The sequence below is a fragment of the Prosthecobacter fluviatilis genome (assembly GCF_055388355.1).
Genome location: NZ_AP043782.1, coordinates 3,333,436 through 3,348,080, shown reverse-complemented (window position 1 = coordinate 3,348,080; position 14,645 = coordinate 3,333,436). Strand labels below are relative to the sequence as shown.

At 59.8% G+C, this 14,645-nt stretch carries 13 protein-coding genes; 5 read left to right on the top strand and 8 right to left on the bottom strand.

Annotated elements, in window-relative coordinates; genetic code table 11:
- Positions 1-51 precede the first annotated feature (51 nt).
- Both ACZ5WW_RS12860 and ACZ5WW_RS12855 read right to left on the bottom strand, forming a co-directional pair.
- On the bottom strand, positions 52-393 hold the full coding sequence (locus tag ACZ5WW_RS12860) for a hypothetical protein (RefSeq protein ID WP_377168169.1): 342 nt from the start codon (positions 391-393) through the stop codon (positions 52-54).
- 192 nt (positions 394-585) lie between these two features.
- Positions 586-2,376 (bottom strand): NADPH-dependent assimilatory sulfite reductase hemoprotein subunit, encoded by a 1,791-nt coding sequence (locus ACZ5WW_RS12855; protein WP_377168167.1) that lies wholly within the window; start codon positions 2,374-2,376, stop codon positions 586-588.
- Between the two features lie 139 nt (positions 2,377-2,515).
- On the opposite strand from ACZ5WW_RS12855, the gene ACZ5WW_RS12850 reads away from it, so the two are divergent.
- The 3 genes from ACZ5WW_RS12850 to ACZ5WW_RS12840 all read left to right on the top strand — a co-directional run bounded on the left by ACZ5WW_RS12850 (position 2,516) and on the right by ACZ5WW_RS12840 (position 5,358).
- Positions 2,516-3,376 carry a hypothetical protein gene (locus ACZ5WW_RS12850; protein WP_377168165.1) on the top strand — a complete coding sequence of 287 codons (861 nt, stop codon included), beginning with the start codon at positions 2,516-2,518 and terminating at the stop codon, positions 3,374-3,376.
- Positions 3,377-3,442: 66 nt separating this feature from the next.
- The gene (locus tag ACZ5WW_RS12845; RefSeq protein WP_377168163.1) at positions 3,443-4,003 is read left to right on the top strand and encodes a c-type cytochrome domain-containing protein; all 561 of its coding nucleotides are present in this window, start codon (positions 3,443-3,445) and stop codon (positions 4,001-4,003) included.
- A gap of 2 nt (positions 4,004-4,005) precedes the next feature.
- The gene (locus ACZ5WW_RS12840; protein WP_377168161.1) at positions 4,006-5,358 is read left to right on the top strand and encodes a prenyltransferase/squalene oxidase repeat-containing protein; all 1,353 of its coding nucleotides are present in this window, start codon (positions 4,006-4,008) and stop codon (positions 5,356-5,358) included.
- Between the two features lie 14 nt (positions 5,359-5,372).
- Here ACZ5WW_RS12840 and ACZ5WW_RS12835 read toward each other — a convergent pair whose 3' ends face one another.
- Positions 5,373-6,470, bottom strand: coding sequence for a DNA alkylation repair protein (locus ACZ5WW_RS12835; protein WP_377168159.1), 1,098 nt, complete (start codon positions 6,468-6,470; stop codon positions 5,373-5,375).
- A gap of 70 nt (positions 6,471-6,540) precedes the next feature.
- Between ACZ5WW_RS12835 and ACZ5WW_RS12830 the strand changes: the two genes are divergently transcribed.
- Positions 6,541-7,698, top strand: a complete 1,158-nt coding sequence (locus tag ACZ5WW_RS12830; RefSeq protein ID WP_377168157.1) for a pyridoxal phosphate-dependent aminotransferase — start codon at positions 6,541-6,543, stop codon at positions 7,696-7,698.
- Between the two features lie 130 nt (positions 7,699-7,828).
- On the opposite strand, the gene ACZ5WW_RS12825 is transcribed toward ACZ5WW_RS12830, so the two are convergent.
- Both ACZ5WW_RS12825 and ACZ5WW_RS12820 read right to left on the bottom strand, forming a co-directional pair.
- Positions 7,829-8,524: a M14 family metallopeptidase gene (locus ACZ5WW_RS12825; protein ID WP_377168155.1), complete on the bottom strand. Its 696-nt coding sequence runs from the start codon at positions 8,522-8,524 to the stop codon at positions 7,829-7,831.
- A gap of 149 nt (positions 8,525-8,673) precedes the next feature.
- The gene (locus ACZ5WW_RS12820; protein WP_377168153.1) at positions 8,674-10,122 is read right to left on the bottom strand and encodes an alginate export family protein; all 1,449 of its coding nucleotides are present in this window, start codon (positions 10,120-10,122) and stop codon (positions 8,674-8,676) included.
- A 280-nt stretch (positions 10,123-10,402) separates the two neighbouring features.
- Here ACZ5WW_RS12820 and ACZ5WW_RS12815 point away from each other — a divergent pair, with 280 nt between their 5' ends.
- Positions 10,403-11,965, top strand: a complete 1,563-nt coding sequence (locus ACZ5WW_RS12815) for a sialate O-acetylesterase (protein ID WP_377168151.1) — start codon at positions 10,403-10,405, stop codon at positions 11,963-11,965.
- A gap of 65 nt (positions 11,966-12,030) precedes the next feature.
- On the opposite strand, the gene ACZ5WW_RS12810 is transcribed toward ACZ5WW_RS12815, so the two are convergent.
- The 3 genes from ACZ5WW_RS12810 to ACZ5WW_RS12800 form a co-directional block, all read right to left on the bottom strand.
- Positions 12,031-12,897 carry a TerC family protein gene (locus ACZ5WW_RS12810; RefSeq protein ID WP_377168149.1) on the bottom strand — a complete coding sequence of 289 codons (867 nt, stop codon included), beginning with the start codon at positions 12,895-12,897 and terminating at the stop codon, positions 12,031-12,033.
- Positions 12,898-13,018: 121 nt separating this feature from the next.
- The gene (locus tag ACZ5WW_RS12805) at positions 13,019-14,389 is read right to left on the bottom strand and encodes a tetratricopeptide repeat protein (RefSeq protein WP_377168147.1); all 1,371 of its coding nucleotides are present in this window, start codon (positions 14,387-14,389) and stop codon (positions 13,019-13,021) included.
- Between the two features lie 49 nt (positions 14,390-14,438).
- Positions 14,439-14,600, bottom strand: a complete 162-nt coding sequence (locus ACZ5WW_RS12800) for a hypothetical protein (protein ID WP_377168145.1) — start codon at positions 14,598-14,600, stop codon at positions 14,439-14,441.
- Positions 14,601-14,645 lie beyond the last annotated feature (45 nt).

The following is a 14,645-nucleotide window of genomic DNA, read 5'->3' as shown; positions in this document are numbered from 1 at the left end:
GGCCGGAGTGCTGGGGCCGACAGGCAGGAGGGTCTGTCGTTCTCAGCTAAATCAAAACGCCGGCTTGAAGTAGCCCAGGTAACCCAGGCCAGCGCCTACGATCACGGCGATCAGCACCACCAGCGGCGCGGCGAGCACGCGGCGCTTTGCCAGCACGGGCAGGAAGCCGAGGACGAGCCAGAGGGCGATCTTGATCCAGACCCACTTGGGCATGGCACCCATGATGCCCAGCTTGGCCAGCATGCCAAAGCCTGAGACCAAGCTGATGACGAGGCCGATGCCATGCCACATCATGGCCTTCTTGGCTCCTTCACTGGAGAGCAGACCGCCGATGCCGACGAAAACGAGGATCAGGCCGATGAGATGCAGGTAGTGGTAGAACGGGAGAGACATGCCGCAGTCTGTGCCCCAAAGAACCGCCCCGCACAAGTACGGGCATGCTCAAAGTAGCCTTGCTGCTGTGTGGAACGCGAGAGGGGTATGCAAATAGCAGCAGGTGGCACCGCTTTTGCATCCTGCTTTCCCGACACAAAAAAGGCGGTCCGCTCATCGCGGACCGCCTCGGAAACGACGCTTTTTAGAGGATCAGCCCTCTTCGGAAGCCTTGGCGCCGGCCAGTTTGGCAGCACGCTCGGCCAGTTCGATGTGGAACTGCTCGGGTGTCGGGGCCTCGCCTTTGGTGCGGGTGCGGGCGAACCAGTCGGCGAAGATTTCGCCTTCTTTCCGCTCGGCCTTGAAGGCTTCGAGGAAGGCGCGGACCTTGCCGGGGACTTCTTCGCCGAGGACGGTCTTGAATTCCAGGCCTGCAAGGCGGTCACCGCGGATGCTGCCGCCGACGAACATGGCGTACTTGTTGGGCGAGCGGCCCACAAAGCCGAAATCGGCGTTGTAGGGACGACCGCAGCCGTTGGGGCAGCCAGTCATGCGGAAGAGGATCGGCTCGTTTTCCAGACCAAGCTCGCGCAGCGCTTCGTCGATCTTGTCCATGAAGCCGGGCAGGACGCGCTCGGATTCGCTCAGGGCCAGGCCGCAGGTGGGCAGGGCCACGCAGGCGTGAGCCACTTTGCGAGCACGGGTCATGCCGTCGGCGTGGACGACGCCGTGCTTGGCCAGGATGGCGTCCACAGCAGCTTTCTGATCTGGGGAAACCTCAGCGATGATGAGGTTCGTGTTCGGCGTGACGATGTAGGGCAGGTCCAGCGTGCGGGCCAGCTCGGCAAAGGCGCTGCGGTATTGAGGGCCGTTTTCACGGTCCACGATGCGGCCCATGCTCACGTGCACTGCACAGTAGAGCTTGCCGTCTCCTTGTTCGTGCCAGCCCAGCTTGTCTTCCACGGTGTCAAAGCTCAGCTCCTTGGGCGGGAAGGTCTCGATGCCGGGCAGGCGGCGGACCACTTCAGCGCGGAATCCGTCCAGGCCCATGGTCTGCACGGTGTACTTCAGGCGGGCGTTCTTACGCTCGGTGCGGTTGCCGTGGTCGCGCTGGGTGGTCACGATGGCCTCGATGGCATCAACGACGTTGGCACGCTTGGCGTAGAGCAGCGGCTGGCCGAGGAATGGGCGGGTGGTGAGCTGGCCGTGGCTCATGCCAAAGCCGCCGCCCACCGTGATGGTGTAGCCTTCCACTTCTCCATTCACCACATGAGGCACAAGGCCCACGTCCTGGGAGAAGATGTCCGCGTCATTGCAGGGCTGGATGGCCACGCCGATCTTGAATTTGCGGGGCAGATAGACCTTGCCGTAGATGGGGTCGTCGCCTTCAGGGGCCTTGGTCTGCTCGCGCACGGCGGGATTGACCGCAGGGTCTTTCATCCAGTCGGGTTCGAGCTTTTCGCCGTCCAGCCAGATGTCGGCATAGGCGTTGGAGCGCCACAGGAAACGCTGGCTGATCTCTTCCGTAAGTTTCTGAGTATCAGCATGAACGGCGTCCTTGATGGGGGCGGCGGGGCCCATGGTGTTGCGCACCACGTCGCCGCAGGCACCCATGGTGCTGAGGCCGCTGTGGCAGACGTTGTGGATGACCTCCTTCAGGCCGCCTTTGAGCACGCCGTGCAGCTGGATGCCCTGACGGTTGGTCAGGCGCATATTGCCCATGGCTTTGGTGCACAGGTCATCGTGGATGAGCCACTGCTTGGCGGTGATACGTCCGCCGGGCATCTTGCTGCGGATCATGAAGCTCCAGGCCTTTTCCAGCTTGGCCTTGGTGCGCTCGGCACGGACATCGCGGTCGTCCTGCTGGTAGGAGCCGTGGTGTTTGAGCAGGATGTTGGAGTCCTCCGGAATGTTCGGGGTGCTGGTGTCAGCGAACTGCTCGGCCAGCTGGCCGCGGAGGCCGGCTGAGGCGAGTTTGAGGTCTTCAACGGAGGCTTTGCTCATAATGGATGGGTTTGGGGGGCTTACAGTGTCGGCTAGGATGCCCTGAATGCAAGTGCCGGGGTCTGGGGAGGGGGGATTCTGAAAATCATGGACGGGATACGTGACAAACGGCTCTAAGAGGGATTACACTGTCACCGGAATGAGCAGCCCCTACTTTTGGAAGCTTCAAACAGCGGCACTTTTGCTGCCGCTCATGGGGAGCTGCGTCAAAAAAACCGACTACGATGCGCTGCAGCTAGAAAACCAGGCCCTGCAGACGCGGGTGGATGAGGCCAGCCACCAGCTGCTGCAGTCCCAGACGGACGTGATTTTGCTGCAGGGACAGCTGCAAAAACTCACCGCCCTGGAGTCTGAGCTCAAGCAGACTGAGAATGAGCTGCAAAAGTCTCAGAATGAACTCAAGGCGCTGAAAGCGCAGTTCGACCGGTTTCGCACGCAGCGCCGCAGTGCGATGGTAGGCAAAAAGTTTCCAACGCTGAGTCTGGAGGACGGCCGAGTGCTGCGCGAGGCGGAGATCACGGCAGTCACGGCAGAGGATCTTTCGATCAGGTACGCCGACGGGCTGGTGAAAGTCGCCTTGGCGAAAACCACACCGGATCTGCGCTGGGAGGCCTGCTACGACCCGCTGGAGGCACTGGAGAAGGCACGGGAAAACACGTTAGCCAAAGCCTCGGTGGTGCGTGAGCAGGCCGGATTGCCCCAGACTGCCGCTCCGGCTCCGGCTGCGCCCATGCCAGCCCGCAACGTCGTGGAGGTGTTGCGGGCGCAGCTTGCCTCACAAAGGCAGGTCTTGAATGCCGAGTACCAGGAGCTCACCACTAAGAATGCAGCCGCTCTGCGTGGGGCGGCTTGGAACTTTGGCCAGCCTGAGGCCAGCCCGCTGCTCAACACGCTTTCCGGCAGCCGCGCTGTGCTAGGCATCAGCCGTCTCCAATCTCAGCGGGATGCCATTCTGGCGACGCTCAGGCAACTGCGTGAACTCGACCCGGCTGCGCGCTGATCGAGCAAAATCCGTAAAATAAGCTAGGCAACCCGCCCGTTTGATCGTTCCATGTCGCATTCAATCATGAAATCCAGCCTTCTTTTCGTTCTTGTCCTCACCGCAACAGCTGCCTCTGCGGTCGATTTCAAATCGCAGGTCGCCCCGATCTTTCGCAACAAGTGCTACGCCTGCCACAGCGTCACGAAGAAGGTCAAAGGAAAGCTGGCCCTGGATGACGACAAGCTGCCAGAGCAGATCGGTGCCGGGAAAAACATCATTCCCGGCCAGGGGGCGCAAAGCACCATGTACGTGAACTGCACGCTGCCAAATGATGATGGCGACGTGATGCCTCCCGAAGGCAAGAACCGGCTGACAGACGCTGAACTGGCGACTCTCAAGGCATGGATCGATGAAGGAGCCAGCCTCACTGGCGGAGGCGCTGCACCTGCGGCCGCCATGCCTGCAGCTGGGGGAGTCCTGAAGTGGACCAACACCGAAGGCAAAACCATCGAGGCCGAATTCATGGGATTGGAAGGGGACAGCGTGCTGCTCAAAATTCCCTCCACCGGGGTCACGCACATCCTGGCGCTGAGCAAGCTCTCCGCTGAAAGCCAGGCACAGGCGAAAACTGCCGTGAAAAAATAACCATGAGGAGCGTGTGGGGCATTGCCACGTTGAGCGTTATTCTGCTGGGCAGTGCGGCGGCGGAAATGCGTGTCTGGACGAACACCAGCGGGCAGCTGATCGAAGCCGAACTCACAGGTGTGAATGCCGCGAAACGTGCCGTCAATGTGCGTTTGAAAAACGGGGCTGAGTTTGAGATCGCCATCGACAACCTCAGCCCGCCGGACAAGGCCTATGCCAGGGAGCACTGGATGGCCATGCAGAATGCACCGGCGAGCGCCGCCGACGGTGGGATCACAGAAGCCTCTCTCAAAACCCTCCCCGAATCATTCCGCCCCCGTTTCGCTCCCTCGACCCGTCTGGAGGCCATCCGCCGGGGTGGTGGCACTCCTGAAATCGAGGCCGCAGTGGCAGCTTCCCTGGATCTGTTTAAAACCAGCCAGAACGCCGATGGCTCCTGGGGCCGCTCCAACAAAGGGGCGATGACCGGCTTTGTGCTCCAGTGCTTCCTCGGCCATGGTGAGACACCGGATTCTCCCGAGTATGGAGACTCTGTGGTGAAGGGGCTGATGTACCTGATCGAGCTCGCTGGCAAAAACCCTCCGGGCATTTTTTCCGAAAAGTGGGCCGGTCGAGATGGAGGGGGACTAGGCGGAGCCGGAACCTATGAGCATGCCATCGCCACCCTGGCGGTCGGTGAGGCTTATGTCATGGCAAGGCTGGGCACCAAAAGCCTTCCAGGTATGCGTGAGTGTTTTGAAACGGCCATCAAGACCATCATCAGCCAGCAGACGAGCAAGGGGGCCTGGACTTATGGCGGCGACACGATTGTCTATAATCCAGGGGCCGGTTCCGATCTGTCCTTGGCCAACTGGCATTTTCAGGCGCTCAATGTCGCCAAGGCTACCGGCTTGAAATTCGAGGGGCTCGACCCCTGCATCAAGAAGGCGCTTTCGTACATAGAATCCGTTCAAACCAAGGACGGCGGCTTCGGCAGCGCCCTCCGCGAAGCACACTACAACCAATGGAGCCTCAGCGGTGGCGCCACGGCAGGCCATCTCATGCTGACTGGGAAAAGCACGCCTGCGGCTAAAAAGGGCGTCAAATTCATCTCCGGCTTCCTCCAGGCCGAGCCGCCAGACTGGGAGAAAAACTGCAACCTCTACTGCTGGCATGGCTACAGCAATGCCCTCTTCCTCAACGGCGGCACCGAGTGGACGACCTTCGCCACCCGGGTCATGCCGCAAATCCTCGCCGCCCAGCAGCCGGACGGCTCCTTCAAGCATGGCCGTCCCGACTGGCCTGCCGGGGATGCCGCAGATGCCACCTATCGTCAGGCCCTCTGCACCTTGATTCTCGAAACTTTTTACCGCTGAGCCCTTGGCACGGCTCAGGCCAGGACAAACACCGTCTCGGCCACCCGCTGCCCGTTCACCTGCAGCTCCACACGGTGCCTGCCTGCGTAGTGTTTGCGCGTGGTGAAATCACGCACCACCTGCGATTTGACGAGCTCGATTTCAGCATGCGCCGGCAGGTCGATCTCAGTCCACTTAAACACCTTCTCAGCACTCCCTCCGCTCGCTTTGACATAATGCACCACGTAGTCGATCGCGAGGCGCTGCGCACGGCCAGAGGCGGAAGTCAGCGCAGCCGTCAGCTTAAGCCGCTGCCCCAGTTCCAGGCGTGATGGAGAAGCTTCCAGCTTCGCCGTGACCTCCGCCTTCTTGCCAAAGCCAAACAGCTTCAGCGCCCCCGGATGCCCGCGCTTGATCAGCGTGCGGCACGCATGCTTGGCGATCCACCGCAGGTGCTCCTGTCGCAGATCCCAGCTTTCGAGGCGCTGCAAAACAGAGTCATGATGATCCTTCGTGATGTCGTTGAGATGATTCGCCACCGACCGTCGCACAAACAGGGAGTCATCATCCTTCAGCGCCTCCAAAATCTTCGCCGTCGGCTCGGGGTCGCGCACCAGCGCCTGCAGTCGCATGCCCCAGGGCAGTCGCGGCCGCGATCCCTCGCTGGCCAGACGGCGCACCTTCTCATCCGGGTCGGCAGTCCACGCGTGCATCATTTGCAAGGCACGTTTTTGATCCGCCAGAATGAACGGCCGCACCGCAAACTCCGCCGAGCCAAACACCGTGAAAAACTTCAGCGCTTCCATCGAAAAATCGAAATCAGCCAGGCCGTAGGTCGCCACGAAATCGCCCAGGAAAATGGTCACAAACTCATGCCCGATGCGTGGCGCCAGCTTTTGCAGCACCCTCACCTTCTGCTGATACGTTCCCGGCAGCGCCACCTCCACGGCCACTGCGCACTGATGCACCCGCTGCATCAGGCTGCGCTCCTCCAGCCCATCGAGCACCGTGTTCATGAAATCATCGCTGCGAAACTTCGGCGCGATGCTGGCGAGTTCCTTGGCAATCGAGCGATAGCGTGCGGCATCAAACCATTCTTTGAGCTGTGGCGGAGGGGAAGGTTCAGGAGGCATGATCAGCGGCGGCGCATGTGGGGCAGATTGGTTGGTTGCACGGTGGCGGCTTCTCGCCCAAATCGCAAGGATGCCTGCAACTTCCCGCCGCCTCCACGCCTTCACCGAATCCGTCATTCGCGCCATGACGCGTCTTTCGAATCAGCACGGCGCGATCAACCTTTCCCAGGGCTTTCCCGACTTCAATCCGCCGGAGGAAATCCTCGCGGCACTGGAGCGTGCTACGCGCGGTCCTTTCCATCAATACGCGGTGACATGGGGCGCGCCGCGCTTCCGCCAGGCGCTCGCCAGAAAGATCACTCATTTCTCCGGCACCGCGGTTGATCCAGATCAAAACCTCGTCGTCACCTGCGGCAGCACGGAGGCCATGATGTGCGCCATGATGACCTGCTGCGAGCCGGGAGACAAAGTCATCGTCTTCTCCCCCTTCTACGAAAACTACGCCGCAGACGCCATCCTCTCCGGGGCCGAGCCCATCTACGTCCCCCTCCGCCCGCCGCAGTTCGGCTTTGATCCCGATGAACTCGCACGTGCCTTTGCCCAGGGGGCGAAGGCCATCATCGTCTGCAATCCATCCAACCCGACAGGCAAGGTCTTCACCCGCGCCGAACTGCAGCTGATCCTCGATCTCGCCGAAAAGCACGATGCCTTCGTCATCACCGACGAGCCCTACGAGCACATCGTCTATGCACCGCACGAGCACGTGTACATGCACTCGCTTCCCGGTGCGGCAGAGCGCGTCATCGTCTGCAATTCACTCTCCAAAACCTACTCCATCACCGGCTGGCGCCTCGGCTACGTGCAGGCAGCCCCGCACATCATCGCGCAGGCGCGCAAGGTGCACGACTTCCTCACCGTCGGTGCCGCTGCCCCGCTTCAAGAGGCCGCCGTCGCCGGACTCGAACTCCCCGACAGCTACTACCACGGCCTGCGCGATCTCTACACCGAGAAGCGAGACATCTTCCTCAATCACCTCCGCGCCACCGGCCTGCCCTTCACCGAGCCCCACGGCGCTTACTACGTCCTCATGGACATCTCATCCCTCGGCTTCCCCACCGACACCGAAGCCGCCGAATGGTTCGTCAAAGAAGTCGGCGTCGCCGGCGTCCCCGGCTCCAGCTTCTTCCGCGAACCCGAACACCGCTTCATCCGCTTTCATTACGCCAAGCAGCTCGAGACGCTCAACGTGGCAGGGGAGAAGTTGCTGCGAGTGAAACGGGGGCGGTGAAGCAAGGCCAGCGGTCTCCGAATGCGAGTGAAAGGCATGCGCGGCAGTTGACGGATGTCTTCACATCAAGATCGGAGAAAATGCCCCCGAATGTTCCAACCAGCCATCCAAGTGCTGCGGTGCAGGATGGTTAAAGATTGGCGGCATAAGCCTGCAGTTCTCGGTACTCGGCCAAAATCCGCTTCACCGCCGCCACCGTCGCTTTCACCTGCGCATCCATCGGCGCCAGCGCCGGTGTCTCAAACACGATCTCCAGTGCGTGCGGGCGCTGCTCGGGCGGAGCGCTGAGAATGCCCAGGTAGCCTTCCTTGATGATGCCGCGCAAGGCTGGGAAACCATCGATGATATGCTGTTCGTTGCGCGGCAAAAACTCACTCGCGGCCTGCAGCGCAGGTTCCAGGAGATGCTCGCTGAGGAGAGCTCCGCTGACGAAGCCGTAGCAGCCGTCAGACGTGTCATCCGAATGCAGCGAGATGATGCCGTCGTAGCGTTCACGTCGCAGTTCGGCTTCCAGGAAAACAACTTCGGGTTCGATGGAGCCGCACCAGAATTCCCGGTTCAGATCCAGCCCGCTGTGGCTGTGCCGGGTGCCCAGATGGCATCCCGTGGGGTTGCACACGGGGAAGAAATGCAGTTCGTAGTCATGCAGTTCCTCCGGCTTTCCGGCCGCCCAGGCGATGAGCTCCTCGGTGGCCAGCGTACCGGCCTCTTCATCGCCATGGATGCCGGCGAAGATGCCGATTTTCATGCCATGCCCCGACCTCAGGGGCGTGCTGACAAACTTCGGCAGGAAGCTGTCTTGTTCTGGCTGGTCCGTCTCAGTCATCACTCTTGAAGCTGTCTTGGGCTGGGCCGTGGAAGGTGCCAGCCCACAAACAGCCAATGGGGCGAAAGTGCCACTGTTTCAAGCGCTGACTTTTTGTGCCTGGGAAACTACCTCATGCCCACTGACGGGAAGCTGAGCCGTTGTCGCCGTCAAAAGAAACGTCGGGTGAGCTCAAAGTAGGCGAAGTTGGTGTGGTCACGGTGGAGCTGCTTTTGCACGTAACCGCCCGACTGGAAATAGGAGTAGCCGATGATGATGTCCGTTTTTGCATCCCAGGTGTAGCGTGCGCGGATGTCGTATTCATTGCCCAGGAATCTGCCGCTTGCTCCGGTTTTGTCCTGGACCTGGATCACGTTGCCCACGGAGAATACATCGGTGGCGCTGGCCAGCCAGTAGGCGCTGTAGTTCAGATCAAGGCGCAGCTTCTGATGGGGCTTGAGTTCGATGCGGGCCGTGGGTGTGCTCACATTTTGAAAGGTGATGTAGTCATTTGCAGACCAGGCGCGGCCAAAGCCGAAGAAACGCTGGAAGCGGTTGTCTTTGTTGTCACTGGGGTTGTGGTCGCCGCTGGCGTAGCCGTAGAAAAGGCTGAGCCGGGGTTTCCAAGGCTGAGAGGCCAGGGTATAGCCCACCTCAAAGGTGCTAGCATAGGCGTCCACTTTCCGCGTGCCGTTTCTGCCGGTCTGGTAGATGAAACTGAAATCATAGTCCAGGCCTGTGCCCGCCACGATGCCATAAACGCGCAGGCCCGGTGAGTGAACCACGTACTCCAGTGTTCCTGGGTAGGCAGACTGGTTCAATGCGAGATAGAAGGGCTCAAAAGTGATGACATCCGACCAGCCGCGCAGATGCCCGATGGCCCCATACACCCACTGCTGGACCACAGGAGTGTCCCAGGAGTATTTCTGGCGGGTCAGAGGCTGGATGGCCAGCAGATCGAGCTGCCAGTCATTGCTTTCCTGGCCGAGGCTGGCATGAAAACCCTTGAAGGTGTTGGCGGTGTTGCGCCACTGGTTGTTGGCCAGCAAACGACGGTCAAGAAAGTCGAAATTATGAATGCCGAAACGCACGCTGAGAGGGCGGTTGTTTCCCAGGGCATCGTGTCCAAACAGGCTTTTGAAATAGAGCTCTCCGTACAGGCGGATGACGGCGAATTCGTTGACATCCCGGGTGTCTCTCACGAACTGGCTGTTCTCTCGTCTTGAGTCCTGCATCTCGAAAGCGAAGCGGAACGGATCGAGAATTTCTTTGATGCCGATGTAGGCACGTGTGCGGTGCAGCAGCGGCTGGTCCAGCGAGTCCATCGGACGCCGGAGATCGCCTTCGCGGTATTCATAGCGGAAGCGGTAATCGATGCCGACATCGAGCCACTTGGCGTTCAGGAGCGAATCGATGCCAATCTCGTTGGCGCTGCGCACATACTTGGGCGGGTCGGGATCACGGGTGGTGCCGAAGCTCAGCGGGTTTTGGTAATAAGAGCTGCGGGGCTCTTTTTTGGGGGCGATTTCTGCCTTGCACGTGATGCCTACCGCCAAAAGCAGGACTGTGTAGAAGAAGATGGAGGGTGGCGGGCCGGGGCGTGTGCTGGCTGTTTTCATGGCTTCTGAGGGGAGCGGCAGGCAAAGGGTTCGGGGCTGTGAGGCGGGGTTTCCTGCTCTGGGAGGTATTTTTTCTGTGATGTGAATCTGCGAGCCCTTCCTCAGAGGGGCAAAGTGTGGGGTGACGGCTTGGGCGCGCCGCTTTCCGGCGGATGCAATAGGTCGGTCTGCTTCATGGTGAAATTATTCTCTTTGAATATATACTATTCAAGTAAGAATTAAAAGTTTTTGAAAACACCGCCCATATCTGCGTTTCTACCATCCTGTTTTTCATCCATCCATGAGACTTCTTCCGCTTACCACCCTTCTTGCCGCGCTGGCCTTTGCCGCGCGTGCCGAACTGAAACTTCCCGCCATCATTGGCGACAACATGGTGCTGCAGCAGAAGCAGACCAATCCCATGTGGGGCTGGGACGCCCCAGGGACGGACGTGACTGTCAAATTCGGCGACCAGACCAAGACGGCCAAGGCCGGAGCCGATGGCAAATGGACGGTGAAGCTGGATCCTGTGCCGGCCAGTGCGAAGCCCGCCATGATCTCCATCAACGGGAGCAGCAGCAAGGAGCTTAAGAACGTGCTCGTTGGAGAGGTTTGGATCTGCTCCGGCCAGTCCAACATGCAGTGGTCTGTCAACGCCAGCTGGGACTCTGATCTGGAGATCGCCACGGCGAAGTACCCGAACATCCGCCTCATCACGGTGCCGAATGTGGGCACGCAGGAGCCACAGCAGGATTTCAAAGGAGAGTGGAAGGAGTGCTCCCCCGCCACCGTGGGCGGCTTCAGTGCCGTCGGCTTTTTCTACGGCCGTGTGCTTCACAAAATGCTCGATGTGCCAGTGGGCCTGATCAACAACGCCTGGGGCGGCAGCGCTTGCGAAGCCTGGGTGAACCGCGCCGAACTGGAGAAAGATGCCCGCTTCAAGCTGCTGACGGCCAACACGAAGAAAAACGAGGCTTTCCTGTCCTCCGCTGAGGCCAAAACCAAGTATGAGGCCGATCTTGCCGCCTGGAAAAAACAGGCAGACGAAGCCAGGAAAGCCGGCAAACCTTTTACCGCCCGCGCCCCTGCTGCGCCGGAGGCGTGGCTGCGCGGCAATGCACGCCCTGGCAACATCTACAACGGAGCGCTCCTGCCCACCATTGGCTATGGCATCAAAGGCGCCATCTGGTACCAAGGGGAGAGCAATGCAGGGCGTGCCTATGAATATGCCAGCCTCTTCCCTTTTATGATCCAGAACTGGCGCAACGAGTGGAAGCAGGGGGATTTCCCATTCTACTGGGTGCAGCTGGCCGATTTCATGGCTGAAAAAGCGGATGCTGAGCAGGCCACAGCAAGCTCCTGGGCCGAGCTGCGTGAGAGCCAGACAAAAACGGAAGCTGCCATCAAGAATGGCGGGCAGGCGGTCATCATTGATCTTGGGGATGCCAATGACATCCATCCCAAGAACAAGCGCGATGTGGCCGAGCGTCTGGCCCGCTGGGCGCTGGTCAAGGACTACGGAATGAAGCTGCCATACCGCAGCCCTGAGTTTCAATCTGCTGAGTTTGCCGGAGACAAGGTCGTTGTCACGCTCGACACCTTCGGCAGCAGTCTGCGCACCGTCGATATCAACGAAGTGAAGGGCTTTGTGGTTTGTGGCGAAGACAAGAAATGGGCCTGGGCTGAGGCTAAAATCATCGGCAAAGACAAGATCGAGGTCAGTGCCAAGGGCGTTGCCAAGCCTGTGGCCGTCCGTTATGCCTGGGCAGACAATCCCGTTTGCAATCTCTACAGCGTTGACGGTCTGCCGGTGACGCCATTCCGCAGCGACAACTTTGAAATGATCACGAAGCCGAAGCCTTAAGGGCTCCAGACCGTTCCAGCAGCGGCTGATGATCGAATCCCCCGGCCTGACAGCCGGGGGATTTTTCATTTGCGGATGGCGCCAGCAACAGCAGACAGCGGCCAGAAGACGGCGCTGACGAGACCGGAGACGATCCGGGCGGGGATGAGGAGGAGGCGGGCGATGGGGCGGAGGACAGCTTTGAAAGCGGCGTTCTTCTCGTAGGCCAGATGTGTCAGGATGATGCCGATGATGCCCGCAAACTTCACCGCCTTGGCAATGTGGTAGTGGCCGCCGGCCTCACTGATCAGCTTCAGTCCGCCGAGTTCGAACACCTGCTTGATGCTCTGATCCCAGAAGAGCTCCAGGCCCAGCAGCAGACCCACGAAGCCGACGAGCAGAAACGCGGTGTGCTCCAGCCAGGGCTGCCGTTCAAGCAGCTTGATGCAGTAACCGGCAACCAGACGCAGTGTGATGATGCCCAGGGTCACGCCGATGTAGACAAGGGTCTTGCTGTCACGCGCGAAAGCCACGGCGGCCACCACGTTGTCAAAGCTCAGGCTCAGATCAAGAAATGCGATCATGGCAATCGTTTTGGCGAAGCTGTGCTGCGCCGACTTCGCGGCTCCTTCCGCTTCGTCACCTTCCTGTCCTGCAAAATGGGAGCACATCAGCCAGACCAGGTAGAGAGAGCCCGCGAGCATCAGCCAGTGGTTGTCCATGATGAGACTGGCTGTGAAAAGGGCGACGATGCGGAAGCCATAGGCGCCGGCGTAGCCGATGTTCATGGCGGTCTTGCGCTGCTTTTCGTCGAGGTGGGATGCCATCGCGGCAATCGCCAGCGCGTTGTCCACGGAAAGCAGCCCCTCGATCACGACAAGGGCCAGCACAACGGGGATTCCATCTTTAACGGTGGTCCATAAATCAGCGGCGGCGAGGAATTCGAATATCATCAGCCCGCAAGATGGCGGACGTGTTCCGGCTTTCCAGTACCATTTGGATGTGAACAAAAAACACCCCGTTTCGGAATGCGAAACGGGGTGTTGCAGGAACAGGGGGGGGCTGGGCGGCGGATCAGGAGTAGGAAGACTCCACCCGTTTCGCCACGTCCCGGTAGCCGTAGTCGGCGTTGTAGATTTCCTTCAGCGCATCCAGGCTCGCGGTTTTGTCGCCCATTTTTTCGAGCACGTTGGCCAGTTCGTAGAGCACTTCCTTCTTGGTGGCATCCATGACGAGCAGCTCCTTGGCGGCTTCCATCAGGGAGGTTTTGGCCAGGTCGTTCATGTTTTTGCGCTCGAAGCAGCGGCCTAGCATGAGGATCGCCTTGATGCGCATGTTAGGGTTGGACTTTGCCTGCTGAAGCTCGGGGAGGGCTTCTCCGTACATGCCGGCGTTGAAATAGGCCTGGCCCAGTTCATAGCGCAGAGTCTTGTCGGTGGGGTTGCGGTCCACGCGGGTCTTGGCCTCGCTGATGACAACACTGGCACGCTGACGGCGGATTTCCGCGAGTTGGGCGCGTTTGTCATCGATGTCTGGCGCATCAGGATTGGTCTCGATTTCCCGCTCGTATTCCTCAATCTTCATGTCCTGCACCTTGTCGCGCAGGTTTTCCACTTTGCGCTGGAGGGCGACGTCACCGGGATTGAGGGTGAGAGCGTAGTCGTAGAACATGAGCGCGGTTTCGAGCTGCCCGAGGCGCTCATACAGGTCTGACATGCGCTTGACAATGACGATGTTCCCCTGGTCGGCGTTGTATTGCTCGATGGTTTCCGCGAGGAACTGCTCCATCTGCTCATTCGTCATGCCCTGGCGGCTGAGCATTTCCAGCTTGGCGGCCTCGCCTGAGTCCTTCATGGCATCCTTGAAGTTGGCGGAGCCCCAGCCCTGGTTTTTGATGGAGCTTTGAGCGGCGGCATTCTTTTCGCCCTGCATGGCCTCCATGTCACGGGGGTTGACCTTCAGGATGGCGTTGAAGACATCGGCGGCTTTTTCCGGCTGCTGGTGTGCCAGGTAATGCTGGGCCAGCTTGTGCATGTTTTTGGTGTTGTCAGGGTGGCCGGCCCGGATGGTCTCCAAGGCAAACGATGCCAGGTCCGTGAACTGCATCTTCATCGCAATGTCATAGAGCTGCTCGTTGGCATTCAGATTGAAGGGGTCCTTGCGGAAGATGTTTTCCTCCATGTCGGCGATGGTCTCGACCGGGTCCTTCTTGGAGGTGGGCTTCAGGCCGCCCAGACCAAAGCTGAATTTCTTGCCGCCGCTGCCGGCGACTTCTCCTTCCGCGCTGCGCAGCAGCTTGCGACCGTCCAGAAATCCGACGTTGGCCGTCACGATGGGCATCATCTGGTCGATCACATACTCCCAGTTTTTCCGTTCGGCGGAAATGAGGGCTTTTTTCCAAAGGGCTTGGTACTTGGGGTCGATTTCGGCTTCGGTAACGGTCATAATCTTTGAGGGGGGGATGGATCTGGTCGGTTGAAGAAAGCGGGGCGGGCTATTTTTTCCCGCCACCAAACCATGCGGCGATGCCACGCAGTTCCGCTCCTGTTCCTTCGGTCAGGCCCTTCATGCTGAATCCGTGCTCAAAGAGCACCATCCAGATGAAGGTGGCGACGAGGAAAGCTAGGGTCCAGAGGACTTTGGAAAGAATGCGCATGCCGATTTTCTCTACTGTATGAAGAAAAGGGGGGAATCGTCCAGC